The organism is Variovorax sp. UC74_104, from assembly GCF_044055375.1.
Taxonomy (GTDB): Bacteria; Pseudomonadota; Gammaproteobacteria; order Burkholderiales; family Burkholderiaceae_C; genus Variovorax.
On record NZ_CP171978.1, the window covers coordinates 1,148,212 to 1,173,797 of the forward strand.

Here is a 25,586-nt window from a genome sequence, read left to right on the forward strand (position 1 = left end):
CAGCTCCAGCCCGCTCAGCCCGCGCGGGCGCGCCGGGGCGCAGCGACCGGGGCGTCGAGGCTGCTGCCCGTGACCACCCAGTAGATGAAGATCAGCACCGCGCCGGCCGTGCCGAACACCGTCAGGCCCATGTAGCTGCCGCCGATGGCCAGCGCATCGACCGGCGCCGCGGCGGTGCAGACCATGCTGGCCGCGCTCATGCCCACGTAGTGCATGGTGCAGACCGCCACGCCCATCACGGCGGCGGCCGCGACCTTGTGCGTGAACCTGCGCAGGTTGAAGGCGAGCCAGAGGGCGGCTCCGGCTGCCGTGACGGCGATCAGCACCGACAGCCCGACCGTCGCCAGGTCAAAGTTCATCGAGGCGCGCATGTTCATCGCGAACATGCCCATGTAGTGCATCACGCACACGCCGATGCCCGCCAGCAGGCTGCCCGCGAGCCAGCCCGGCTTGCTGAACTTGCGCCGCCCGCCCGCCATGTACAGCGCGATGCCCGAGATCAGGATCGCCGCCACCAGCGACACCACCGTGAGCGGCATGTTGTACGAAATGGCTACTGGCAGCCGGTACGCCAGCATGCCGATGAAGTGCATCGACCAGATGCCGATGCCGCCCAGCGCCACAGCCGCGCAGGTCACGACGGCGAGGTTGGGCTTGCCGTCCGCGCCGACCATTCGGCCGGCGCAGATCAGGGCCACCAGCGAGCCCGCGAAGGAAATGAGGAAGGAGAGCGCCACCATGCCCAGGGAGTACTCGGGCGACAGGATCTGGCCTACGACGAGCGGAGTCATGGGATGTCCCTTTCAGGTCAAAAGAGCGTTTCGCGGACCCCCGGTCGCCGGATGCGAGCGGGACGCCGCAAGACGTCCCGCGCAGTCTGTAATGTTTGTTTGTAAAAGTAAACCGAAATTTACACTTATTGTTACCCTACCTTACGGGGCGGATTCGATATATCGCATTGTTGCGGTCGGCCGCCATGTAGATCGTGCCGTCGCCGCCCACGGCGACGCCCGTGACCACGTATGGCGGCGGCAGACCGGGGCCGGCCGGGACGCCGATCGGCAGGTTCTCGGCGATGGTGCGGCGGCTGCCGTCGGGCACGATTTCCACCAGCCGGCGCGCCGCGCTCTCGGCCACGACGAAGCTGCCCCAGGGCGTCTGCGCCACGCCCTCGGGCAAGGCCAGCCCCTCGGCCACGGCGCGCAGCGGCGAACTGGCGTCCAGCGGAATGCGCAGCAGCCGGCCGGCCGCCTCGGTCACGTAGAGCGCGCCGTCCTGGCCGACGATCATCTGCACCGGGCCGTTCAGGCCGCTGGCGAGCACTGACTTTTCTGCGAACTTCGGCCCGCTGGCGCGCGTGATGCTGCCGGTGGCGATCTCGGCGTAGATCACGCTGCCGTCGGGCATGGGAATGGCATCGAAGGGCGTCTTCAGGCCGTGGATGGTCTCGACCGTCTTCAGGGTCCGGCGGTCGACCAGCTGCACCGTGCCGGTGAACCACGAGCTCAGCGCGAAGAGCTTGGGCGACAGGCCGACCGCGAACGGGTAGTCGAGCTCGGGGTCGCGCTGCATGCGGAACACGTCGCGCACCTCGCCGTTGCTCACGTCGACCTGGCGGAAGCCGAAGACGTCGGCCACCCAGAGGTCGTTGCCGTCGATCTTCATGCCGGCGGGCGCCGCCACCTTGCCGCTGGTGAGCGTGCGCAGCTCGCCGGTGGCGGGGTTGAAGGCCTGTACCTCGTTGTTGGCCATGTTGGAGACGTAGATGGTCCCGTCGGGCGTGTCCTTGGCGATGGCCAGGTTGTCCAGGGACGGCCGCAGCTGCTTCGCGACCGTCTTGCGGCCGGTGGACAGTTCCACCCGCACCAGCTCGCCGCTGCGCGTATCGACCACCCACAGGTTGCCCTTGCCGTCGAGGTTGGCGGCCGCCGGGATCTTGAAGCCGTCGGCGATCACGGTCATGTTGCCGTTGGCCGGGTCGATCTTCACCACCTGGCCCTTGAACCACAGCGGCCCGTAGAGCATGCCGTCGGGCCCCACCTCGAAGCCGTTGAAGCCGCCCATGTCCTTCTTGATGAGCCTGGGCGACTTCTGGCCCTCGCGGTCGATCTCCCACAGCGCGTCGCCCAGGAACACCTGCGAGGCGTAGAGCCGGCCGCTGCGGCGGTCGAAGTCGAGCGAGTTGATGCCGGGCAGGTCCTTGGCCAGCACGCGCATCGGCGCGACGTCGCTCTCCCGGTAGCGCACGATGCCCATCAGGTAGTTGGTCCAGGCGAGCTCGCCCTTTGGCCCCACGGCGATGTCGTCCGCCTGGCCTTCGGGCGCGTCGACGAACACCTTCGCCGCGCCGGTATTGCGGTCGACCTCCCACATCGTGTTGCCGAGCACGGAGCCCGCCAGCAGCCGGCCCTTGGCGTCGATGGCCAGGCCGTGCACGCCCATGAAGGCCGAGGGCGCGACCAGCGCCTCGGGCGCCGCCCAGGAGGCGGGCCGCGTGGGGGGCTTGGTGGACGTTGGCGGCGCGAGGCTGCCGCAGGCGCCCAGCAGGGCGAGGGTGGCGGTCAGCGCAATGGCGCCGAGACTGCTTCGACGGGGCATGGTTGGCGTCTCCTCTTGTTGATGCGCGAAGCAGTCTAGGAGCGCGGCCGGGCCGCCGAGTCCCGCCGGGGACAGGATGCGGACTTTCGTCCGCTGTGGATTACCCGCGGCCCTCAGGCGGGGTTTTCAGCCGCGCAGAAGCTGCGTCGCCGTATGGATCAGCAGCCCCACCAGCCCGCCCACCAGCGTGCCGTTGATGCGGATGAACTGCAGGTCGCGCCCGATGTGGCGCTCAAGCTCGACCGTCATCTCCTGCGCGTTCCACTCGCCCACGCGCTCCTCGATGTAGCGGCGGATGTCCTCGCGGTAGCGCTCGATGGCCAGCGGCGCGGCGGCCTCGATCTGCTCGTTGATCCAGCGGCGGATGGCCTCGTCACCCTGCAGCCGCGCGCCCAGCGCGCCCGCCATGGCCGCGATGCGCCGGCGGATGGTCGAATCGCCGCGGCCCAGGTCGTCGTGAAGCCACGCGAGCAGCTCGCCCCACAGCCCGTGCAGGTAGTCGCCCAGCGCGGGGTGCGCCACCAGCTCGGCGCGGATCTGCTCGCCGCGCTGCTGGAACTCGGGGTCGAGCTTCAGGCGCACCACGAAGTCGTCGACGAAGTGGTCGAAGCGCTTGCGCATCGGATGGTCGGGCTCGGCCGCGAGCTCGCCGATGGTGCGCGCCACGGCCGCGACGATCTTGCGCGTGGCCAGCTTGGCAGCCACCTGGTCGAGGCCCACGTAGCGCAGCGTCTTGATCTCGCGCGCGATGGCCTCGGTGATGTGCGCCTGCACCTCCTCGCCTTCGAGCAGGCCGGCCACCTGCTGCAGCACGTCGTCGAGCAGCGCCTGGTGGCGCCCGCCGGCGGTGAGTGCGTCGAGCGCCTGGCCGGTCAGGCGCGAGAGGTCGATCTTCGCGAGGCCGGCCGCGACGGCGCGGCCCATGAAGTCGCGCACGCGCTCGTCGTCGAAGGCCGAGAGCCCGTAGCGCGTGGCGGCCACGCCCCATTCGCCCAGCTTCTCGCCGCTCGCGGGCCGGGCCAGCCAGTCGGCGATGCGCCCGGCCGCGTCGAACTGCCGCAGCTTGCCGAGCACCTGTTCGGTGCTCAGGAAGTTGTCGCAGATGAAGCCCGCGAGCTTGGCGCCGATGCGGTCCTTGTTGCTCGGGATGATGGCCGTGTGCGGAATCGGCAGGCCCAGCGGATGGCGGAACAGCGCCACCACCGCGAACCAGTCGGCGATGGCGCCCACCATCGCGGCCTCGGCGAAGGCCGCCACGTAGCCCCAGGCCGGATGTTGCCCATGCAGCACGCTCGCCACCGCATAGAGCAGTGCGGCGGCGCACAGCAGGCCGAGCGCGACGCGCTTCATGCGCCGCGATGCGTCGTCGTTGGTGCCGGCTTCAGCCAATGCTCGGCGTGGATGCCAGGCGCTCCATGAACAGCTCGCAGCGCGCGAGCTGTTCGAGGCTCACGTACTCGTCGGGCTGGTGCGCCTGCTCGATGCTGCCGGGGCCGCACACCACGGTGGGGATGCCGGCGTTCTTGAAAAGACCCGCTTCGGTGCCGAAGGCCACCAGCGTGGTGCGCTCCTCGCTCGCCAGGCGCTGGGCCAGCAGCGTGATGGGGTCGTTGGCTGAGCCCAGGAAGCTGGGAATCTCGCAGATGGTCTCGAAGCTGAAGCCCGCATCGGGCGCCACCTTCTTCATCGCAGGCTCGAGGCCGCCCGCGTAGGCGACCACCTCGGCCTGCATCTTCGCGGCATCGGCGGTGGGAAGGTCGCGGAATTCATAGCGGAACTCGGCGTCGCGCGGCACCACGTTGTCGGCGATGCCGCCGTGGAACTGGCCCACGCTCGCGGTGCTGAAGGGCACGTCGAAGCCCTCGTAGCGCGGCTCGCTGCGCTCGAAGCCCTCGGCCATGTCGCGCACCTTGCCGATCACGCGCGCGGCCATCTCGATGGCATTGACCGACTTCGGCGTGAGCGAGGAGTGCGCCTCCTTGCCGCGCACGCAGCACTTGTAGCGGTACACGCCCTTGTGCGCGATGGCGGGCACCATGCTGGTGGGTTCGCCCACGATGCAGGCCAGGGGCTTGATGCCGGCGTCGCGCATGTCGGCGATGAGCTCCTTCACGCCGAAGCAGCCGATCTCCTCCTCGTAGCTGAAGGCGAAGTGCACTGCGAAGGGGGAGTCGCTCTCAAGGAAGCGCTTCGCGTTCGACAGCGCAATGGCGATGAAGCTCTTCATGTCGGCCGAGCCGCGCCCGTAGAGGCGCTCGTTCTGGACCACGGCGGAGAGCGGGTCGACGCTCCAGTCCTGCCCGTCCCAGGGCACCGTGTCGGTGTGGCCCGAGACGATCACCCCGGCCGGCTTGCCCTCGCCCAGCGTGGCGAAGAGGTTCGCCTTGGTGCGTTCGGCGTTGTAGGTGATGCGGCTCTTGACGCCCAGGGCCGCGAGGTGGCTCTGGGCGAAGTCGATCAGTTCGAGGTTGCTGTTGGCGCTGACGGTGTTCATGCGCACCAGCGTCTGGGCCATCAGCAGGCTTTGGGGGGAAAGCGTATGGAGCATGCAACACATTCTCCCGGAAGTCGGCGCCGCGCGTGCATGGATGTCCAAGCTGTCACGCGAAACGGGTACCCTGCGCCTCTTCATTCCGGACGGAGAACCTCGACCATGCGCACCTCTCTTCAGATCGCCCTGACCGCCACCGCAGCCCTTGCACTGGCAGCCTGCAGCAGCACCGGACCTTCCGGCGGCAACAAGCTGCTGACGCTGGACGGCAACCCGCCGCTGGTCATTGCCCATCGTGGTGCATCAGGCTATCTGCCGGAAGAAACGCTCGAGGCCTACACGCGCGCCATCGAACTCGGCGCCGACGTGATCGAGATGGACCTGATCTCCACCAAGGACGGCGTGCTCATCGCCCGCCACGACCCCAACCTCGCCATCAGCACCGACGTGGCGAAGCACCCCCGCTTCGCCTCACGCAAGAAGACCATCAAGGTCGACGGCGAAACGCAGACCGGCTGGTTCAGCAACGACTTCACGCTGGCCGAGATCAAGACCCTGGGCGCCATCTCCACCGACGCCGAGCGTCCGCAGGAATTCAACGGCAAGTACAAGGTGCCGACCTTCCAGGAGATCATCGACTTCGCCAAGGCCAAGTCGAAGGAAACCGGCCGCACCATCGCCATCTACCCCGAGACCAAGAACCCGACCTACTTCCGCGAACTCGGCCTGCCGCTGGAAGACAAGGTCGTCGCCGCCATCAACGCGGCCGGCTGGAACAGCAAGACCGCGCCCATCTACGTGCAGTCCTTCGAGCCGGGCAGCCTCAAGTACATGAAGAGCAAGGGCCTGAACACCAGGCTCATCCAGCTCATCGACGGCGACAGCGTCGACCTGAAGACCGGCGCCGTGACCTTCGCCGTGCCCAGCGACCGCCCCTACGACTGGACCAAGGCCGGCGACAAGCGCAACTTCGACGCCATGGTCACGCCCGCGGGGCTGGCCGAGATCAAGACCTACGCCGACGGCATCGGCCCCTGGAAGCGCTACATCGTGAGCATCAAGGGCACCATCGGCGCGGACGGCAAGCCGGTGGACGTCAACAAGGACGGCAAGATCAACGACGCAGACGCCACCTCCATGGCGCCCACCTCGCTGATCGCCGACGCGCACAAGGCCGGCCTCTTCGTGCACCCCTTCACCTTCCGCAACGAGCCGCGCCGGCTGGCCTCCGACTACAACAAGGACGGCAAGAACGAATACGGCGTGTACTACAAGCTCGGCGTGGACGGCGTGTTCACCGACTTCACCGACACCGCGCTGGCCGCGCGCGCCGACTACCTCAAGAGCATCGGCCGCTGACCGGCCCGGGTTATCGTCCGCGCATGACCACCGACGACCTCTCCCCGCGCGACCTCGAACTGCTTCGCATGGCCATCCGCCTGTCGGACGAATCGAAGGCGCGCGGGCGCCATCCCTTCGCCGCGCTGGTGGCGAACGAGCACGGCGAGGTCGTCGTCACCGCGGGCAACAACTCGATGCCGCCCGAGGGCGACCCCACGCAGCACGCCGAGCTGGTGGCCGCCGCGCAGGCCGCGCGGCTCCTCGGCCCCGAGGAACTCGCGCGCTGCACGCTCTTCACCAGCGCCGAGCCCTGCTGCATGTGCGCGGGCGCGATCTACTGGACCAACATCGGGCGCGTGGTCTACGCGCTCTCGGAGCATGCGCTGCTGGGCCTGACCGGCGACCATCCCGAGAACCCGACCTTTTCGCTTCCCTGCCGCGAAGTCTTCGCGCGCGGGCAGCGGCGCGTCGAGGTGGTGGGGCCGCTGCTCGAGCAGGAAAGCCGCGGCGCCGCACCTGGGTTTCTGGACCGGCGCGCACTGAGGAACCGAGAAAGGGCCCCTGCAGCCACTCGGGCTGCGTGCTTTCTGGGGTGCCTCCCGGAGCCAGAGTGGATAGACTGGCGTTTTGAGACGGTCCATCCCCCATGAAACTCATCGACTCGATCGTCACGCAGGCGGCCGGCATCGCCGCCGTCCGACGTGACCTCCACGCACACCCCGAACTCTGCTTCGAAGAAGTCCGCACCGCCGACGTGGTGGCAGGCAAGCTCACCGAATGGGGCATCCCCATCCACCGCGGCCTGGGCACCACCGGCGTGGTGGGCATCGTCAAGAACGGCACCAGCAACCGCGCCGTCGGCCTGCGCGCCGACATGGACGCACTGCCCGTCACCGAGCTCAACACCTTCGCCCATGCCAGCAAGCACCACGGCAAGATGCACGCCTGCGGCCACGACGGCCACACGGCCATGCTGCTCGCGGCGGCGCAGCACCTCGCGAAGCACCGCAACTTCGACGGCACCGTCTACCTGATCTTCCAGCCCGCCGAAGAGGGCGGCGGCGGCGCCCGCGAAATGATCAAGGAAGGGCTCTTCGAGAAATTCCCCATGGATGCCGTCTTCGGCATGCACAACTGGCCCGGCATGAAGGCCGGCCAGTTCGCGGTGAGCCCCGGCCCGGTGATGGCCTCGGGCAACAAGTTCTTCGTCAACGTGGTGGGCAAGGGCGGCCACGCGGCGCTGCCGCAGACCGGCATCGACCCGGTGCCGATCGCCTGCGAGATCGTGCAGGCCTTCCAGACCATCCTCACGCGCAAGATGAAGCCGACCGATTCGGCCGTCATCTCCGTCACCACCATCCACGCGGGTGAAGCCAACAACGTGATTCCCGACAACTGCGAGCTGTCGGGCACGGTGCGCACCTTCTCCATCGAGGTGCTCGACATGATCGAGGCGCGCATGAAGCAGATCTGCGACCACATCTGCGCCGCGCACGACGCCACCTGCGAGTTCCGCTTCGAGCGCTACTACCCGCCCACCATCAACACCGAGGCCGAGGCCGACTTCGCCCGCCGCGTGATGGCCGGGGTCGTGGGCCCCGAGAACGTGCTGAAGCAGGAAGCCGCCATGACCTCGGAAGACTTCGCCTTCATGCTGCAGGCCAAGCCGGGCGCCTACGCCTTCATCGGCAACGGCGACGGCGCGCACCGCGACGTGCACCATGGCGAGGGCCCGTGCACGCTGCACAACGCGAGCTACGACTTCAACGACGACCTGATCCCGCTGGGCGCGACCTGCTGGGTGCAGATCGCGGAGCAGTTCCTCAAGCCCGGCGGCAGCGCCGCCTGATCGCCGCCGCCTGATCCACCGAGAGAGGTCCCGCGCCACATGATCGGAATCGCCGAAGCCTTTTCGCCGCGCTATTCGCAGGCGCGCCAGAAATTCCTGCAGGGCTGCGTGAGCGCCGGCCTCACGGTCGAGCCGCATGCGCACCCGCTCAAGGGGCGCGAGGGCGAGGAGCTCTCGATGGACGTGGCGCTCGACGGCGCGCCCGACGCGCAGAACCTGCTGGTTGTCAGCAGCGCCTGCCACGGCGTCGAAGGCCACTGCGGCAGCGGCGTGCAGGTGTTCGCGCTGCACGACGCCGAGTGGCGCGAGAAGGCGAAGGCGCAGGGCGTGGCGGTGCTGTACGTGCATGCGCTCAACCCGCACGGCTTCTCGTACGGCCGGCGCGTGACGCACGAGAACGTCGACCTCAACCGCAACTTCATCGACTTCTCGAAGCCGGTGCCGGTCAACGAGGCCTACGCGAAGCTGCACGAGCTGCTGCTGCCCGACACCTGGCCGCCCACGCCCGAGAACCAGGCGGCCATCGAGAAGTGGATCGGCAAGCACGGCACCACCGCCTACCAGGCCGCGGTGACCAGCGGCCAATACCAGTTCGAAGACGGCCTCTTCTACGGCGGCAAGGCGCCGACCTGGAGCAACAGGACCATCCGCGAGGTGCTGCGCCGCCATGCGGGCCGCGCGAAGCGCATCGCCTGGATCGACCTGCACACCGGGCTGGGCCCGAACGGCCTGGGCGAACGCATCTTCGCGGGCCGCGACGACAAGACCGCCTATGCGCGCGCCAACGGATGGTGGGGCACGCCGGCTGCGCCCGTCACCTCCATCTACGACGGTTCGTCGACCTCGGCACTGCTGCGCGGGCTGATGTGGGATTCTGTGTACGAGGAGTGCCCGCAGGCCGAGTACACCGGCATCGCGCTCGAATACGGCACGCTGCCCATCCTCGAAGTGACCGGCGCGCTGCGCGCCGACCACTGGCTGCACAAGCATCCGCAAGCGCCGGCCGACCTGGCCGACGGCATCCGCGCGCGCATGCTGGAGGCGTTCTACACGGACACCGACGCCTGGCGCGGGCAGATCGTCAGCCAGGCGCGCCAGGCCATGTTCCAGGCCGTGGACGGCCTGACTAGCTGAGGCCGCAGCCGAAGAAGCTCAGGTCCTGACGCGGCCGTCGCCCGTCAGCATCGAGAGCTCGACGAACTTCGAGCCCACGTGGTTCCTGGCCGAGAACGACACCTCGAAGCCGCCGAACTGCTGGCGGTCGATGCTTTCCAGGCCGGCAACGATGCTCTCGCGCGTGGGCTTGCCCGGCGCCTTGCGCAGGCCTTCCACCAGCACCTTCGCGGCCAGGTAGCCCTCCATGCTCGAGAAGTTGATGCCCATGGTGCCGCCGGCCTTGCGCGCCGCCTCGGCGAACTCGCGCGCCAGCGCGTTGGCCTGGTTGTAGGGCGAGGGCACCACCTGCGTGATCATCACGCCGGCCGCGTCCTTGCCCAGTTCGTCGGCCAGCGCCTGCGTGCCCACGAACGACAGGTTGAAGAAGGTGCCGCCGAAGCCGGCCTTGCGCGCCTCGCGGATGAAGGTCGCGCAGGCCTTGTACGCGCCCACCTGCACCACGGCGTCGGGCCGTGCCGCCACGATGCTCTTCACCGCCTGCGCCACGTCGGCCGAATTGCGCTCCACAGTGGCCAGCGCGACCGGCTTGAGCTGCTGCTCGGCGAGCGCCAGCGTCACGCCGTCGAGGCCGGCCTTGCCGTAGGCGTCGTTCTGGTAGAAGACCGCGATCTTCTTCAGGCCCAGGTGGGTGAGCTGCTTGACCATCAGCGCCGTCTCGTCGTTGTACGAGGCGCGCAGGTGGAACACGTTCTTCTGGAACGGCTCGCGCAGCGACATCGCGCCGGTGAAGGGCGCCACGAAGGGCACCTTGTCCTTCACCGCCAGCGGCAGCGCGGCCAGGCTGGTCGGGGTGCCGACATAGCCGAACAGGGCGAAGACATCCTCCTCGATCAGCTTCTGCGTGTTGGCCGCGCAGCGGTCGGGCTCATAGCCGTCGTCCAGGTTCTTGATGACCACGTTGCGGCGGCCCGGCTGGGCGTTGTACTGGTCCAGGAACAGCTTGGCGCCCTGATTGAACTGGATGCCCAGCTGCGCCGCCGGCCCGGTGAAAGGCGCCGACTGGCCCAGCACCAGCGGCGTGTCCTGCGCCCGGGCGATGCCGAAGCCGCCCAGCGTGGCGGCCGCACCGGCGGCCAGGGAAAAACGACGTCGATTCAACATGATGAAAACCCACTCCCGCGCTCTGATTCGCGCACAAATTAGACTTGTCCGATGGCCCACGCACCGGATACCTCGCTCGAAGAAGCGCCCTCCCAGCCCGCAACCAGCACCGTTCTGGGCGCATGCCCGCACGACTGTCCGGACACCTGCGCGCTGGTCACCACCGTCAGGGACGGCGTTGCGGTGAAGCTGCAGGGCAATCCCGCCCATTCGCACACGGGCGGGGTGCTGTGCACCAAGGTGTCGCGCTACATCGAGCGCAACGACCATGCGGAACGGCTGGTTCAGCCTCTCAGGCGCGTCGGCCCCAAGGGAAGCGGCCAGTTCGAGCCGGTGAGCTGGGATGCCGCTTTGGACGACATCGCGGCGAATCTTCAAGTATTACAGGGAAAACCCGAAGCTATTGTCCCCTATAGCTATGCGGGCACCATGGGCCTGGTGCAGGGCGAGTCGATGGACCGGCGTTTCTTCCACAAGCTGGGCGCCAGCCTGCTGGACCGAACGATCTGCTCCATGGCCGGCGGCGAGGCCATGCTCTACACGCTGGGCGGCAAGGTCGGCATGCGCATCGAGTTCTTCGCCGAGGCGAAGCTGATCCTGATCTGGGGCAGCAACTCCATCGCCAGCAACCTGCATTTCTGGCGCCACGCCCAGGCCGCCAAGCGCGCCGGCGCCCGGCTGGTGTGCATCGATCCGCGCAAGACCGAGACCGCCGACAAGTGCGACGAGCACATCGCGCTGCTGCCCGGCACCGACGCCGCGCTGGCGCTGGCCCTGATGCACGAACTGATCGTGCACGACTGGCTCGACCACGACTACATCGCGAATCACACCCTGGGCTGGGAGCAACTGCGCGAGCGCGCGCTGCAATGGCCGCCGTCGCGCGCGGCGCAGGTCTGCGGCATTCCGGAGGAACAGATCGTCTCGCTCGCCAAGGCCTACGGCACCACGAAGCCGGCGGCCATCCGCCTGAACTACGGCATGCAGCGCGTGCGCGGCGGCGGCAATGCGGCGCGCGCCGTCGCCTGCCTGCCGGCGCTGGTGGGCGCCTGGCGCGACCGTGCCGGCGGCCTGCTGCTGAGCAGCTCCGGCCACTACCCGGTGGACCGCGCAACCCTGCAGCGCCCCGACCTGCTGGCCGGGCGCAAGCCGCGCACCATCAACATGAGCACCATCGGCGACGCGCTGCTGGACACCGCCAACCCGGTGAAGGCCATCGTGGTCTACAACAGCAACCCGGTGGCGGTGGCGCCCGAGTCGGCCAAGGTGGCGGCGGGCTTCGCGCGCGAAGACCTCTTCACCGTGGTGCTGGAGCAGTTCCGCACCGACACCGCCGACTACGCCGACTACCTGCTGCCCGCCACCACGCAGCTGGAGCACTGGGACATCCACTGCAGCTACGGCCACACCGACGTGCTGCTGAACCGCCCGGCCGTGGCGCCGCGCGGCGAGGCCCGCAGCAATGCCTGGGTGTTCCGCGAGCTCGCGAAGCGCATGGGCTTCACCGAGCCCTGCTTCTCCGATTCCGACGAGACGCTGTGCCGCACCGCCTTCGCCGAAGGCAACATCGACTACGCCGAGCTGGTGGCCCAGGGCTTCAGCAGCCTGAAGCTGCCCGAGGCGCCCTTCGCCGAAGGCCGGTTCCCCACGCCCTCGGGCCGCTGCGAGTTCTTCAGCGAGCGCCTGCAGGCCATGGGCATGGACGGCCTGCCCGACCACGTGCCCAACTGGGAGCCGGCAGGCAGTTCGACCGAATTCCCGCTGGCCATGATCTCGCCGCCCGCGCGCAACTTCCTCAACTCGACCTTCGTCAACGTGACCAGCCTGCGCGCCATCGAGGTCGAGCCGCTGCTGGAGATCCACGAGGCCGACGCCGCCGCGCGCGGCATCGAGGACGGCGCCACGGTGCGCGTGTTCAACAAGCGCGGCGAGCACCGCTGCCGCGCCGAGATCTCGCGCCGCGCACGCCAGGGCGTGGTGCACGGCATGGGCATCTGGTGGCGCAAGCTCGGCATGGACGGCACCAACGTCAACGAGCTCACCAGCCAGCGCCTGACCGACATCGGCCGCGGGCCGACCTTCTACGACTGCCTGGTCGAAGTCGAGAAGGTGTGAGGCGCTTTCGCTTTCTTCCGGGCCTTCCGGTCCTTGCGCTGGCCGGCTCGCTGCTCCTGCTCACCGGCTGCGCCGACCTCGGCTACTACTGGCAGTCCGCGAGCGGCCACATCGGCATCATGCGGGCCGCCAAGCCGGTGCCCGAGTGGCTCGCCGACCCGTCGGTTTCGGCGGCACTGAAGGCCAAGCTCGAGCTCACGCAGCGCATCCGCCGCTTTGCCTCGGCCGAACTAGGGTTGCCGGACAACCCCAGCTACAAGTCGTACGCCGATCTGCACCGCCCCGCCGCCGTGTGGAACGTGGTGGCGGCGCCGCACTATTCGCTCACGCTCAAGAGCTGGTGCTTCCCAGTGGCGGGCTGCGTTGGCTATCGCGGCTACTACAGCGAGGAAGCGGCCAAGGCCGAGGCCGAGGAGCAGAAGAAGCAGGACCTGGAAGTGGCCGTGTACCCGGTGCCCGCGTACTCCACGCTGGGCTGGATGAACTGGGCCGGCGGCGATCCGCTGCTGTCGACCTTCATCGGCTACCCCGAGGGCGAGCTCGCGCGCATCGTGTTCCACGAGCTCGCGCACCAGGTGCTCTACGTGGCGGGCGACACGGTCTTCAACGAGTCCTATGCCACCGCGGTCGAGCGCATCGGCGGCGCGATGTGGCTGCAGCGCGAGGCCGGCGATACGGCGCGTCGCGAGTACGCCCAGTTCGACGCGCAGCGCCAGGAGTTCCGCGCGCTGGCGCTGGACACCCGCCGCGCCCTGACCAGGGTATATGAGTCGCCCGAAGCCAAGGCCGGGGACTGGACGAAGGTGGAAGCCATGAAGCAGGCCGCCATGGCCGACTTCCGCGAGCGCTATGCCAGCCTGAAGGCCGGCTGGTCAGGCCCGCGCCAGAACGCCTACGACGCCTGGGTGGCGCGCGCCAACAACGCGGCCTTCGGCGCGCAGGGCGCCTACGACGACCTCGTGCCCAGCTTCGAGAAACTCTTCGAGCGCGAAGGCCGCGACTGGCCGCGCTTCTATGCCGAGGTGCGGCGCATCGCGAAGCTGCCGACCTCCGAGGAACGCCGCGTCGCCCTGCAGGCAGCGACGGGTATCCTCCAGACCCAGACCACACCTGAACACGACAAGACCGGAGATCGCGGTGCCTGACATCCACATCGAACGCAACCACACACTGGGCATCGCACGCGCGCGCGTCGTCGCGCGCAAGTGGATCCAGCAGGCCGAGCAGGAGTTCGGCCTCGAATGCGTCTACACGCAGGGCGATGGCTGCGATACCGCCACCTTCACGCGCGCCGGCATCGACGGCACCGTCGAGGTCACCGACACCACCTTCAAGCTCGAGGCGACGCTGGGCTTCCTGTTCAGCAGCTTCAGCGAAATGATCGAGCAGAAGATCACGCGCAACCTCGACGCGATGCTCGAATCGTCTTCCCGGGGCGGCACCCGCCTCGCCTGAGCCCACGCTCTTGCCCTCGCTGCGCCGCGCCCGCCGGCTCAGACGATGGTGTAGCCGCCGTCCACCGGCAGCGCCACGCCGCTCACCATCGAGGCGCCATCGCCCAGCAGGAAGAGGATCGGCGCCACCACCTCATCCACCTGCGCGAAGCGGCCCAGCGGAATGTTCTTCAACGCGGCCGCGCTCTTTTCCGGATCGGACCAGGCCTGCTCGGCCATCGGCGTGAGCGTGACGGTGGGGTTCACGCTGTTCACGCGGATGCCGTGCGGGCCGAACTCCAGGCACAGCGAGCGCGTGACGGCGTCCATCGCGGCCTTCGAGGCGCAGTAGCAAAGGTGCGCGTCGAGCGCGACCAGCGAAGCCTGGCTCGACACGTTGACGATGCTGCCGCGCACGCCGGCCGCGATCATCGCCTTGCCGCAGCGCGAGGCCACCAGTGCCGCCGCGCGCGCGTTGACGGCCATCACCGCGTCGAAGCTGTCGGCCTGCATCCCGGCGGCCGGTTCGAGCAGCGCGATGCCGGCGCAGTTCACCACGAGGTCGAAGGCGGGCAAGGCGGCGAGCGCGCGCTCCAGCGCCGGCGCATCGGCCACGTCGAGCACCAGCGGCGTGCAGCCGGCTTCCGCGTGCAGCGCCGCCAGCGCCGCGGCATTGCGCCCGATGGCAGTCACTCGCGCGCCCGCCTGCGCGAGCCGCACCGCCACCGCGCGGCCGATGCCGCTGCTCGCGCCGGTCACGAGGGCGCGGCGTCCGGAGAAATCGAAGGAGGTCGTCATGTCAGCCGCTGCATCGCATCGCGCAGCGCGGGGTAGAGCGATTTGTAGATCTTGAAGCGCTCGCGGTACACGGCCTGCGCGCGGGGCTCGGGCCGCGCCCGCTCCACCAGCGTGACCCAGCCGCGCTCCGCGGTGGCCGCATCGACCAGCCCGGCGCCGAGCGCCGCGAGCATCGCCGCGCCGAGCGCGGCTTCCACTTCCTGCTCGATGGTGAACACCGGGTAGCCCGTGATGTCCGCCACGATCTGCATCCAGAGATCGGAGTGCGCCGCGCCGCCGACCACGATCAGCCGCTCGTCCAGCGGCTGGCCGCTACGGCGGCCGGCCTCGATGTTGTGCTGCAGCGCGAAGCTCACGCCTTCGAGCACCGCGCGGTAGAGGTGCGCTCGGCTGTGCGCGAGCGAAAGCCCGATGAAGGCGCCCTTGGCCTGCGCGTCCCAGATCGGGCTGCGCTCGCCCATGAGGTAAGGCAGGAACACCAGGCCCTCGGCGCCGGGCGGCACGTCGACCGCCTTGCGCTCGATGAGTGCGTGCGCGTCCTCACCGGTGCGCGCGGCTTCCGCGATCTCGGCCTGGCAGAAGGCCTCGCGGAACCAGGTGACGGCGGCGCCCGCGGTGATCGCGCCGCCGAACACGTAGCTGCGGTCGGCGCCGCGGTACACGTGCGGCATGCTGATGAGCCTGTGCCGCGCATCGAACGTGGGGCTCACGAAGCCCCAGCACATGCTGGTGCCGATCATCGCCACGTGGTCGCCGCTGCCGGTGACGCCCGCGCAGAAGGTGGCCACCGCCGCATCGACACCACCGGCCATCAGCGGCATGCCCGCGGCGAGGCCCAGCTTCGCGGCCCACTCGGCGCCCAGCCCGCCGACCACGTCGCTGGCTTCCACCAGGCGCGGCGGCATCATGCGCGGCGGAATGCCGAGCATCCCCATCGCTTCTTCCGACCATTGCCGGCGCGCCGCGTCGTACACGCCGCCGATGTTGCCGGCCGAGCTGTGGTCCACCGCCAGCTCGCCCGTGAAGCGCCAGTTGATGTAGCTGTTGGGCGGCAGGAAGTGGCGCGTCTTCGCCCACACCTCGGGCAGGTGCTCGCGCACCCACAGGATCTTGGTGAAGCCGTAGTAGCTGTCCACGCCGTTGCCGGTGATGGCCTGCAGCCGCGCCACGTCGACGCTGGCGTTCACCGCATCGACCTCGGCGGTGGCGCGGCGGTCCATCCATATCAGGCAGGGGTGCAGCGGACGCATGGCCTCGTCGACCGGGATGCCCGCGCCGCCGTAGAGGCTGCTCACGCACATCGCGGCGATCTCCGACGGTGCGACGCCGCTCTTCGCCACGCAGGCACGCACGCTCTCGCACACCGCGTCGAACCACACCTCGCAGTCCTGCTGCGCCCACAGAGGCTTCGGCGTCTCCGGCTGGTAGGCCACGCTGTGCTGCGAATGCACCTTGCCGTCGATGCCGACGAGCAGGCACTTGGTGCTCTGCGTGCCGATGTCGACGCCGATCACGTATTTCATGATGTCCTCTGGCTGGTTGTCTCTCGGGATCGGGGCTGCGGTCTCAGCAGCACCTTGATGGAATCCAGCGAGTTTGCCAGCGCGAAGGCGCGCTCCCATTCGGTCAGCGGAAAGTCGTGCGTGACGATGCCCTTCGAGGTGACCAGCCCGCGCGCCAGCAGGTCGATGGCCACCGGATAGCAGTACGGCCCCAGGTGCGCGCCGCGCACGTCGAGCTCCTTGCGGTCGCCGATGATCGACCAGTCGGCGCTGGTCTCCGAGCCGAACACGCTGAACTCCACGAAGCGGCCGAGCTTGCGGATCATTTCCAGGCCCTGCGTCACGCCTGCGGGCACGCCGGTGGTCTCGATGTACACGTCGCAGCCGTAGCCGCCGGTCAGGCCCTTGACGACGGCATCGGCGTTCTCGGTCTTCGGATTGACGACCACGTCCGCGCCGTACTGCTTCGCGAGCGCGAGGCGTTCGGGCACGAGGTCGATCACGACCAGCTTCCTGGGCGTCTTCAGCGCCGCCACCTGCACCATCATCAGCCCGAGCGGACCGGCGCCAGCGATCACCACCACGTCGTCGAGTTGGATGTCCCCGCGGTTCACCGTGTGGATCGCGCACGACAGCGGCTCGATGATGGCCGCGTCTTCCAGCGGGATGCCATCGGGAATCCTGTGCACGCGCGCGGTGGGCGGCAGCCGCATGTAGTCGGCCATGCCGCCGTCGGCCACGATGCGCTGGAAGCCGAAGATGTTGTGCACCTCGCACATCCAGTACTTGCCCGAGGTGCAGAAGCGGCACTTGCCGCAGGGCACGATCTGCTCGGCGATCACGCGGTCGCCCTTCTCCACGCCGAAGTGCTCCGCCGCGCCTTCGCCCAGCGCCTCGACGTAGCCGAAGAACTCGTGGCCCGGAATGACGGGCGCCTTCACCCACGAGGGCTGCCCGTCGCCGCCCCAGAACATCTTCGCGCCCGAGTGGCACTTGCAGTCGGAGGCGCAGATGCCGCAGGCGGCGATGGAGATCAGCAGCTCGTTCGGACCGACGGCGGGCATGTCGACCGTCTCCAGCCGGTAGTCCCTGGGGCCGTGGCAGACGACGGCCTGCATGGAGGCGAGTTGCGAGATGGCGCCCGAGGGGCCGGGCTGGAGCTTTTGATAGGACACGGGATTCCTTGAGGTCTTGGAGGGGAACGAGGGGGCAGGCGACGGGGAAGTCAGCGCTTGGCTTCCCGGCTGATGAAGATGGCCAGCAGCACGATGCCGCCCTTGATGATCAATTGCAGGTACGGCGACACGCCGATCATGTTGAGCCCGTTGTTCAGCACGCCCAGCAGCAGCGCACCGACCAGCGTGCCCACGATGGCGCCGCGTCCGCCTGCGATGGAGGTGCCGCCCATCACCACCGCCGCGATGGCGTCGAGCTCGAAGCCCACGCCCACGCCGGGCTGCCCGCTGGTCACGCGCGAGGCCTGCACGATGCCGGCCACCGCGGCGGTGAAGCCGCTGAGCGCATACACCAGCAGCTTGTAGCGCGACACGCGCACGCCCGAGAGCCGCGTGGCTTCCTCGTTGCCGCCGATGGCGTACACGTAGCGGCCGAAGGGCGCCATGTTCAGCAGCACGTAGGCCGCGAGGTAGGTCGCCAGCACGAGGAGGATCGGCACCTTGATGCCCGCCAGCACGCCGCCGCCGAGGAAGGCGAACGAGTCGGGCAGCCCGTCGATGGGATAGCCGCCGGTGTAGATCAGCGCGATGCCGCGTGCGATGCCCATGGTGGCCAGCGTCACGATGATGGGCGGCATGCGCAGGTACGCCACGCAGTAGCCGTTGAACAGGCCGATCACCACGCCCACGCCCAGGCCCAGCGGCACCGCGAGCATCGGCGGCAGCCCGAACTGCACCATCAGCCCCGAGGCCAGCGTGCCCGACAGCGCCACCACCGCGCCCACCGAGAGATCGATGCCGCCGGTGAGGATCGCCGCCGTCATGCCCACCGCGATGATCGCGTTGATGGACGACTGCAGCGCGATGTTCTGCAGGTTGCCCCACGAGAGGAAGTTGTCGGTCGCCACGATCATGAAGACCGAGATCGCGACCAGGCCCACCAGTGGAAGAAAGGCCGTGGAGCGGCGCAGCCGGGTGAGGAGCCCGCCGGCGGGAACCGGCGGCACGGGATGGGTGGCGGTGGCGCTCATTGCAGGCCCCCTCTGGTTGCGTGGCGCATGATGTCGCCGGAGTTGATGGAGTCGCCCTCGAGCGTGGCCACGATGGCGCCGCCCGAGAACACCGCGACGCGGTCGCACATGCCGACGATCTCGGGCAGCTCGCTGGAGATCATCACGATCGATTTGCCCTGCCTGGTGAGCTCGCGCATCAGCCCGTAGATCTCGGCCTTGGCGCCCACGTCGATGCCGCGCGTGGGCTCGTCGAAGATCAGCACCTCGCAGGCGTGCCCGAGCCAGCGCGCGATCACCACCTTCTGCTGGTTGCCGCCCGAGAGCGTCGCCACGCGCGTTTCGATGCCGGGCGCCTTCACGCCCACGCGGCGCGAGAGCTCGGCGGCCGAGCGCTCTTCCGAGGCCCTGTCGACCAGCCCCGCGCTGCGGTGCCTGTCCAGGTTGTTCAGCGAGATGTTGAAGCGGATCGTGAAGTCGGTGATGAGCCCTTCCACCTTGCGGCTCTCCGGCAGCAGGCCGATGCCGTTCTCCAGCGCCTGCGTCGGGTCGTCCAGCCGCACGGGCACGCCGTTGCGCAGCACCGTCTTGCGATGGGTGCGGTCGGCGCCCATCACGCCCAGCGCGAGCTCGGTGCGGCCCGAGCCGACCAGTCCCGCGAAGCCGAGGATCTCGCCCTCGTGCAGGTCGAAGGCGTTGACCGGCCCGCCCCTGGAAAGCTGGATGTGCGGCACCTCCAGCACCTTGCGCCCGCGCGGCGCGGGCTGCGGCTTCGGCGGAAAGCTGTGCTCGATGCGGCGGCCCACCATCATCTCGACCAGCGCGTCCACGTTCGTCGCGCCCACTTCGGCGTGTCCCGCGTTGGCGCCGTCGCGCAGCACGCTGATGCGGTCGCACACCTCGAAGATCTCGTCGAGGTGGTGCGAGATGAAGATCATCGCCACGCCCCTGGCGCGCAGCTCGCGCATGATGCCGAACAGGTGCGCGGCCTCGTTCGGCGTGAGCGTGGCGGTGGGTTCGTCGAGCACCAGCAGGCGCGCCTTCAGCGACAGCGCCTTGCCGATCTCCACGAACTGCTGCTGCGCCACCGAGAGGCGGCAGATCGGCGCGCCGAGGTCGATGTGCACCCCCAGCTCGTCGAACAGCTCGCGCGCCGAGCGCTTCATCGCCGCCCGGTCCATGAGCCCGAAGCGGTTCTTCAGGTAGCGGCCGAGGAAGATGTTCTCCACCGCGTTCAGGTACGGGATGAGGCTGAACTCCTGGAAGATGATGCCGATGCCCGCCGCGATCGCGTCGTTGTAGCCCGCGAACCGGCGCTCCTCGCCCTCGATGAGGATGCGCCCCTCGTCGGCCTGGTGGATGCCGCCGAGGATCTTCATCAGCGTCGACTTGCCCGCGCCGTTCTCGCCGAGCAGCGCGTGCACCTCGCCCCTGCGGATCGAGAGGTCGATGCCCGAGAGCGCCTTCACGCCGGGAAAGCTCTTCGAGACGCCTTCGAGCCGCAGCATTTCGGCGGTGTCTTCCATGGCCATGCCTCGCTCCGGATGCGCCTTACCAGCTGAAGGTCTTCGCGCCTTCGGCGTCGATCAGCTTCACGTCCACCGGCACCGCGGCCGGCACGTTGGCGCCCCACTTCTTCGCGAGCGCGATGCCGATGGCCAGGCGGATCTGGTCGCGCGGGTACTGCGCGGTGGTCGCGATGAACTTCGAGCCCGGCTTCTGCATCGCCTTGATGGCCTCCGGCGCGCCGTCCACGCTGGCGAGCTTCACGTCCCTGCCGCTGGCCTCGATGGCCGCGAGCGCGCCCATGGAGCCGCCGTCGTTCACGCTGAAGATGCCCTTGAGCTCCTTGTTGGCCTGCAGGATGTTCTCGGTCACCGTGAGCGCGGTGGCGCGCTCCTGCTTGCCGTTCTGCGTGCTCACGACCTTGATGCCGGGGTACTTGCCGAGTGCTTCGCGGCAGCCCTTCACGCGCTCCAGGATCGGCACCACCGGGATGCCGTCGAGGATGGCCACGTCGCCCTTCTCGCCGATGTTCTTCGCGAGGTAGTCGCAGGCCAGACGGCCGGCGTCGGTGTTCTTGGAGCCCACGAAGGAATCGACCGGTCCCTGCGCGTTGGCGTCCACCGCCACCACCACCAGGTTCGCCTTCTTGGCCGAGCGCACGGCCGACTGCACGCCGGTGGAGTCGGTCGGGTTCAGGAGCAGGATGTCGACCTTCTTCTGGATCATGTCCTCCACGTCGCCGATCTGCTTGGCCACGTCGTGCCGCGCGTCGGTGGTGACCACGGTCGCGCCGATGCTGGCGGCGGCCTCCTCCAGCGCCTGCTTCATGGTCACGAAGTAGGGGTTGTTGAGCTCCTGGAAGGTCATGCCGATGCGCAGCGGCTGCTTTGCCGGCTGGGCCTGCGCCTGCGCGGCCGAGGTGCCGCAGACCAGCGCGGCGATGCATGCGGCGAGCGCGGCGGCTTTGGGAAGGTTCGTCATGGTGGCTGTCTCCTTGAGGTTGTCTGGCTGTCGATGAAAAACGCTGGCAAAGGTCCGTCCCGCGCGGCGCCTCGGTGCGCCGCGCCGGAAACGACGCGGGGAAAACGGGTGGTGGCGGGCGGTGCCGTGCGCTACGGCGGACTGGCCGCGCGCGAGGCGGCTGCCTGCATTCGGTGGAACTGGCGGAACTTGGTCGGCGGCATGCGCTTGTGCAGCAGGAACTGCCGGTTGAAGTTCGACACGTTGTTGAAGCCCACGTCCATGCAGACGTCGAGCACGGGCTTCTCGCTGCTGGTGAGCAGCTCGCAGGCGCGGCTGATGCGCAGCCGGTTCACGTAGCGCACGAACGACTGGCCCGTGTGCTTGCGGAACGAGCGCGAGAAGGCGCTGGGGCTCTGGCCCACCAGCTCGGCCAGCATCGGCTCGCGCAGGTCGTCGCCGAGGTTGGCGGCGATGTGCGCCAGCACGTTGTTGATGGCGTGCGACATGAAGGCCTTGGGGTCGGGCCTGAAGGCCGGGCTCGCGAGGCGCTGGCGGTCCTGTCCGTCGGCCAGCAGCTCGAGCAGCGACAGCAGCAGCACCACGCGCCGCAGGCCGCGCGCCTCCAGCAGCGATTCCATGATCGGCTTGGCCGCGGCGGCGGTATCGGCCGAGAACAGGAGCCCCGAGCCCGACTCAGCCAGCAGCGGCGCGACGCGCTCGAACTCGGGGAAGGTCGCGGCCATGCCCTGCACCAGCGAGGCCGGGAACTGGATCACGATGCCGCGCCGCTCCACGCTCTGGCCGGCGGGCACGTCGCTGATCCAGTTGTGCGGCAGGTCGGGGCCCATCAGCACCAGGTTGCCCGGCTCGAAGTGGCCCACGTGGTCGCCCACGAAATACACGCCCTGGGTCTCGACGATGAGCTGGATCTCGTACTCGGGATGGAAGTGCCAGCGCACCGTGCGGTACGGGTAGCCGTGCGCCCAGCAGGTGAACGATTCGTCACCTCGGACTTCGACGATTTCCAGGTCGGGTTGCATGGGGCGGACTGTACGAACCGCTCCCGACGCCAACAACCAGAGATAGCGCCCGGAATCGATACTTTCTTGACCTTGCCGGAGGCCGTGGAGATCGATGCCGCGGGCCGCATTGCGCCGCAGCAAGACCCTTTCTCCCCGAGGAAGGAGGCGCGTGACAGCGCCGATTGCTGCACTGCGGCGCAGGCAGGGCCGGCGGCGTCAAGAATTCATAGGTGTTTTCCCTTCCCGATGCGGCGGGCGGCACACTCTGGCGCCATGACGACGACCACAAGCACACCCTCATCCACCCCGGCCGGCCCGCTGGCCGGCCTCAAGGTCATCGAGCTCGGGCAGCTCATCGCCGGGCCCTTCGCCGCGCGCACGCTGGCCGACTTCGGTGCCGAGGTCATCAAGATCGAGCCGCCCGGCGCGGGCGATCCGCTGCGCACCTGGCGGCTGCTGAAGGACGGCACTTCGGTCTGGTGGCAGGTGCAGTCGCGCAACAAGCGCTCGCTGGCGCTGGACCTGCGCGAGGCCGAGGCCCAGGCGGTGGTGCGCAAGCTGGCGGCCGAGGCCGACGTGCTGATCGAGAACTTCCGCCCCGGCGCGATGGAAGGCTGGGGCCTGGGCCCCGACGAGCTGCTGGCCGCCAACCCCGCGCTCGTGATGCTGCGCATCAGCGGCTACGGCCAGACCGGCCCGTACCGCGACCGTCCCGGCTTCGGCGTGGTGGCCGAGGCCATGGGCGGGCTGCGCCACCTCACGGGCGAGCCGGGCCGCGTGCCGGTGCGCGTGGGCGTCTCGATCGGCGACACGCTGGCCTCGCTGCACGGCGTGATCGGCGTGCTGATGGCGATGCAGCACCGGCATGCGACGGTGAGCGCCGAATATCCGAAAGGGCGCGGGCAGGTGGTCGACGTGGCGCTGTACGAGGCGGTCTTCAACTGCATGGAAAGCCTGCTGCCCGAATACAGCGCCTTCGGCGCGGTGCGCGAGGCGGCCGGCAGCGCGCTGCCCGGCATCGCGCCGACCAACGCCTACCGCTGCGCCGACGGCGGCTACGCCATCGTCGCGGGCAACGGCGACAGCATCTTCCGCCGGCTCATGGAATGCATCGGCCGGCCCGACCTCGCCGCCGACCCGGCACTGGCCGGCAACACCGGCCGCGTGGCGCAGGTGGGGATGCTGGACGCCGCCATCGGCGACTGGGCCGCGCAGCGCACCGTGGGCGAGGTGCTGGCCGCGCTCGACGCGGCGCACGTGCCGGCCGGGCGCATCTACACCATCGCTGACATCGCGGCCGATCCGCACTACGCCGCGCGCGGCATGCTGCAGCGGGTGCGCATGGCCGACGGCAGCGACCTCGCGGTGCCCGGCTTCGTGCCCAAGCTGTCGCTCACGCCCGCCAGCCACCGGCACAACGCGCCGGCGCTGGGGGAGGACACCGATGCGGTGCTGAAGGAGATCGGACTGAGCGCGCAGCAGATCGCCGCGCTGCGCGAGCGCGGGATCGTGGGATAGCTCCGCAGGGACTATTCACCGGGGTGAAACCGTCCTCATGCGATAAACCGGCAATAAGGAGAGAGTCCATGGCTGCAGCAGCGAACGAGCGACGCGAGGCACCGAGGCGTATCCAGCACCAGCCCGTGAAGAGCGAGCTGTCGAAGTCGGACGAGCAGAAGCTGGAGCGCCTGCTGCAGGAGCTGCGCCTGCGCCGCATGGCGGTGGAGCCCAAGTTTTCCGACGACGTGATCGTCTGGCCCCCGCGCAGCGCAGCCGCCGACGGCGCCGAGCTGGCGACGCTGAGCGCCATCAACCTGGGCAATCCGGCGGACGCGATCGGGCAACGGGTGGAAGGCCGTGGCATTCCCCGGATGAAGCTTCTCAAGCAGGTCGAGGGCGTGTCGGTGATGAGCGCCAACTCGGCCGCGCTGCTGGCGATGCGGCGCAACACGCCCGGGCTGCGCATCGCGCCGGCCGCGTGGGCGTATCTCCAGTACATCCGGCCGCTGGGCGACGAGCTGGAAACCAGCGCGATCCAGGTCGCGGCGGGAACCAAGGTCAAGCGCTTCGAACTGCGCCTGGCCGATCCGCAGGGCAGGCCCGTGGCGGGCGTGCGGGTCAAGGCGCTCGTGGACTGGGACGGCGCGCACGTGCCGGCGGTGACCGACAAGGAGGGCATCGCGAGCATCGGCGTTCCCGTGCTCTATCCGCGCGTGGAGATGATCCTGGTCGAGCCGGAGCACACGCACTGGTCCGTCTTCCTCAAGGGATTCGAACGGACGGCTGCGCCGAAGCGGCTGGACGTGCGGGCGCTGCCGCTGGCGCCCGATTCGTTCCGGCTGCTGTCGCACTACGCGCCCTACGACCCCCAGGCGGGGGCGGGCGTGACGGTGGGCGTGATCGACAGCGGCGTCGGGCCGCATCCGGACGTCGCCGTGGCCGGCGGCGGCTGCTTCGTCACCGGCGAGAACCCGGCCGACTTCCTGGACAACGGCATCGGCCATGGCACGCACGTGGCCGGCATCATCGCGGGCCGGATGGCGGAAGGTACCGGCATCCACGGCCTCGCGCCGGCCTGCCGGCTGATGGCCTACCGCGTCTGCCCGAAGAGCGGCGAGCGCGGGCGCGCCAAGTCGACCGACATCGCCAGCGCGCTCGACCGCGCCATCGCCGACGGCTGCCACATCGTCAACATCAGCATGGGCAGCCTGGAGCCGATGCCGGAGATGCCCGACATCCTCGAGAAGGCGCGCAATGCCGGCGTGGTGGTGTTCGCGGCCACCGGCAACGACGGCCAGCCGCTGCTGCGTTTTCCCGCCCGCTACAGCCACACCCTGGCCGTGGGCGCGCTGGGGCGCGACGGCACGTTCCCGGCGGACTGCCCCGAGAGCTTCCAGGAAAGCGAGATCCGCCGGAAGAAGGAGTTCGTCGCCGAGTTCTCGAACCACGGGCTTTCCACCGATTTCATCGGCCCCGGCGTGGCGGTGCTGTCGACCTTTCCGGGGGGCAGGTACGCGATGATGTCCGGCACCTCGATGGCCACGCCGTACTCCTCGGGCATGGCGGCCCGTCTGTTGTCAGGGAATCCGAAGCTGCTTACCATGCAAAACGGCCCTGAAAAGGCCGACGCCATCGTCAGGATGCTGTCGCAGACGGCGCAACGGGTGGGTTGGCCGGCCGAGTACGAAGGATTTGGAGTTCTGAAGTGACCAGCGTCGTGTTGACCTACACAGGCAGCCCCGGCAAGAAGTTGTCGGCGAAGGCGCGGCTGCGCCGCCGCGTGCCGGGCGTCGTCCTAACGGCCAAGACCAGCACCCTGCTGGAAGCCCAGGTCGACGAGGAGCAGCTGGCCGCGCTCGAGCAGAACCCCGAGTGGGCGGTGTCCCAGCCCAGCTTCGCGGAAATCCGCAAGCCTGCCTTCAACCTGAAAAACGCGCGCGCCAAGCTCGCGAAGTAGTCGCGCAGCACGCATTCACCGGGGCCGAAGACGGCCCCGTCGTTTTTCT

General features: G+C 69.1%; 21 protein-coding genes and 1 pseudogene. 10 read left to right on the plus strand and 12 right to left on the minus strand.

What is annotated here, in order from left to right; translation table 11 throughout:
* Positions 1-14 precede the first annotated feature (14 nt).
* The 4 genes from ACHMXA_RS05540 to argE all read right to left on the minus strand — a co-directional run bounded on the left by ACHMXA_RS05540 (position 15) and on the right by argE (position 5,146).
* The gene (locus tag ACHMXA_RS05540; protein ID WP_176665817.1) at positions 15-791 is read right to left on the minus strand and encodes an MHYT domain-containing protein; all 777 of its coding nucleotides are present in this window, start codon (positions 789-791) and stop codon (positions 15-17) included.
* 136 nt (positions 792-927) lie between these two features.
* A complete protein-coding gene (locus ACHMXA_RS05545; RefSeq protein ID WP_395319159.1) occupies positions 928-2,598 on the minus strand; it encodes a hypothetical protein in 1,671 nt (556 codons plus the stop codon).
* Positions 2,599-2,724: 126 nt separating this feature from the next.
* Complete coding sequence (locus ACHMXA_RS05550; protein ID WP_395319161.1) at positions 2,725-3,987, minus strand: DUF445 domain-containing protein; 1,263 nt, start codon at positions 3,985-3,987, stop codon at positions 2,725-2,727.
* The gene (gene argE, locus ACHMXA_RS05555; RefSeq protein WP_395319163.1) at positions 3,980-5,146 is read right to left on the minus strand and encodes an acetylornithine deacetylase; all 1,167 of its coding nucleotides are present in this window, start codon (positions 5,144-5,146) and stop codon (positions 3,980-3,982) included. The genes ACHMXA_RS05550 and argE overlap by 8 nt, the downstream gene beginning before the upstream one ends.
* A gap of 105 nt (positions 5,147-5,251) precedes the next feature.
* Here argE and ACHMXA_RS05560 point away from each other — a divergent pair, with 105 nt between their 5' ends.
* The 4 genes and pseudogenes from ACHMXA_RS05560 (at position 5,252) to ACHMXA_RS05575 (ending at position 9,413) form a co-directional block, all read left to right on the plus strand.
* Positions 5,252-6,448: a glycerophosphodiester phosphodiesterase gene (locus tag ACHMXA_RS05560; RefSeq protein ID WP_395319165.1), complete on the plus strand. Its 1,197-nt coding sequence runs from the start codon at positions 5,252-5,254 to the stop codon at positions 6,446-6,448.
* A 23-nt stretch (positions 6,449-6,471) separates the two neighbouring features.
* Positions 6,472-6,973: pseudogene (locus tag ACHMXA_RS05565) on the plus strand (nucleoside deaminase).
* A gap of 103 nt (positions 6,974-7,076) precedes the next feature.
* A complete protein-coding gene (locus ACHMXA_RS05570; protein WP_395319167.1) occupies positions 7,077-8,279 on the plus strand; it encodes a M20 aminoacylase family protein in 1,203 nt (400 codons plus the stop codon).
* A 39-nt stretch (positions 8,280-8,318) separates the two neighbouring features.
* Positions 8,319-9,413 carry a M14 family metallopeptidase gene (locus tag ACHMXA_RS05575; protein ID WP_176665823.1) on the plus strand — a complete coding sequence of 365 codons (1,095 nt, stop codon included), beginning with the start codon at positions 8,319-8,321 and terminating at the stop codon, positions 9,411-9,413.
* Positions 9,414-9,431: 18 nt separating this feature from the next.
* Here ACHMXA_RS05575 and ACHMXA_RS05580 read toward each other — a convergent pair whose 3' ends face one another.
* Positions 9,432-10,556 (minus strand): ABC transporter substrate-binding protein, encoded by a 1,125-nt coding sequence (locus ACHMXA_RS05580; protein WP_395319169.1) that lies wholly within the window; start codon positions 10,554-10,556, stop codon positions 9,432-9,434.
* A 51-nt stretch (positions 10,557-10,607) separates the two neighbouring features.
* Here ACHMXA_RS05580 and ACHMXA_RS05585 point away from each other — a divergent pair, with 51 nt between their 5' ends.
* The 3 genes from ACHMXA_RS05585 to ACHMXA_RS05595 are packed head-to-tail and all read left to right on the plus strand — an operon-like array spanning position 10,608 to position 14,126.
* A complete protein-coding gene (locus ACHMXA_RS05585) occupies positions 10,608-12,671 on the plus strand; it encodes a molybdopterin-dependent oxidoreductase (RefSeq protein WP_395319171.1) in 2,064 nt (687 codons plus the stop codon).
* Complete coding sequence (locus ACHMXA_RS05590; RefSeq protein ID WP_395319173.1) at positions 12,668-13,816, plus strand: aminopeptidase; 1,149 nt, start codon at positions 12,668-12,670, stop codon at positions 13,814-13,816. The genes ACHMXA_RS05585 and ACHMXA_RS05590 overlap by 4 nt, the downstream gene beginning before the upstream one ends.
* Positions 13,809-14,126, plus strand: a complete 318-nt coding sequence (locus ACHMXA_RS05595) for a polyhydroxyalkanoic acid system family protein (RefSeq protein ID WP_395319175.1) — start codon at positions 13,809-13,811, stop codon at positions 14,124-14,126. Before ACHMXA_RS05590 ends, ACHMXA_RS05595 begins: the two co-directional genes overlap by 8 nt.
* Before the next feature lie 38 nt (positions 14,127-14,164).
* On the opposite strand, the gene ACHMXA_RS05600 is transcribed toward ACHMXA_RS05595, so the two are convergent.
* The 7 genes from ACHMXA_RS05600 to ACHMXA_RS05630 all read right to left on the minus strand — a co-directional run bounded on the left by ACHMXA_RS05600 (position 14,165) and on the right by ACHMXA_RS05630 (position 22,098).
* On the minus strand, positions 14,165-14,902 hold the full coding sequence (locus ACHMXA_RS05600; RefSeq protein ID WP_395319177.1) for an SDR family oxidoreductase: 738 nt from the start codon (positions 14,900-14,902) through the stop codon (positions 14,165-14,167).
* On the minus strand, positions 14,899-16,425 hold the full coding sequence (locus tag ACHMXA_RS05605) for an FGGY-family carbohydrate kinase (protein WP_395319179.1): 1,527 nt from the start codon (positions 16,423-16,425) through the stop codon (positions 14,899-14,901). The genes ACHMXA_RS05600 and ACHMXA_RS05605 overlap by 4 nt, the downstream gene beginning before the upstream one ends.
* On the minus strand, positions 16,422-17,522 hold the full coding sequence (locus ACHMXA_RS05610; protein ID WP_395321225.1) for an alcohol dehydrogenase catalytic domain-containing protein: 1,101 nt from the start codon (positions 17,520-17,522) through the stop codon (positions 16,422-16,424). The genes ACHMXA_RS05605 and ACHMXA_RS05610 overlap by 4 nt, the downstream gene beginning before the upstream one ends.
* 107 nt (positions 17,523-17,629) lie before the next feature.
* A complete protein-coding gene (locus tag ACHMXA_RS05615; RefSeq protein ID WP_395319181.1) occupies positions 17,630-18,610 on the minus strand; it encodes an ABC transporter permease in 981 nt (326 codons plus the stop codon).
* Positions 18,607-20,115 (minus strand): sugar ABC transporter ATP-binding protein, encoded by a 1,509-nt coding sequence (locus ACHMXA_RS05620; RefSeq protein WP_395321227.1) that lies wholly within the window; start codon positions 20,113-20,115, stop codon positions 18,607-18,609. The genes ACHMXA_RS05615 and ACHMXA_RS05620 overlap by 4 nt, the downstream gene beginning before the upstream one ends.
* Before the next feature lie 25 nt (positions 20,116-20,140).
* Positions 20,141-21,076, minus strand: a complete 936-nt coding sequence (locus ACHMXA_RS05625) for an ABC transporter substrate-binding protein (RefSeq protein ID WP_395319183.1) — start codon at positions 21,074-21,076, stop codon at positions 20,141-20,143.
* 131 nt (positions 21,077-21,207) lie between these two features.
* Positions 21,208-22,098, minus strand: a complete 891-nt coding sequence (locus tag ACHMXA_RS05630; protein WP_395319185.1) for a helix-turn-helix domain-containing protein — start codon at positions 22,096-22,098, stop codon at positions 21,208-21,210.
* Between the two features lie 255 nt (positions 22,099-22,353).
* Between ACHMXA_RS05630 and ACHMXA_RS05635 the strand changes: the two genes are divergently transcribed.
* The 3 genes from ACHMXA_RS05635 to ACHMXA_RS05645 all read left to right on the plus strand — a co-directional run bounded on the left by ACHMXA_RS05635 (position 22,354) and on the right by ACHMXA_RS05645 (position 25,537).
* A complete protein-coding gene (locus tag ACHMXA_RS05635; RefSeq protein ID WP_395319187.1) occupies positions 22,354-23,598 on the plus strand; it encodes a CaiB/BaiF CoA transferase family protein in 1,245 nt (414 codons plus the stop codon).
* 68 nt (positions 23,599-23,666) lie between these two features.
* Complete coding sequence (locus tag ACHMXA_RS05640) at positions 23,667-25,289, plus strand: S8 family peptidase (protein WP_395319189.1); 1,623 nt, start codon at positions 23,667-23,669, stop codon at positions 25,287-25,289.
* Entirely contained in the window at positions 25,286-25,537 is a 252-nt protein-coding gene (locus ACHMXA_RS05645) for a hypothetical protein (protein ID WP_176665830.1), read from the plus strand. The genes ACHMXA_RS05640 and ACHMXA_RS05645 overlap by 4 nt, the downstream gene beginning before the upstream one ends.
* The last annotated feature ends 49 nt before the right edge of the window (positions 25,538-25,586 follow it).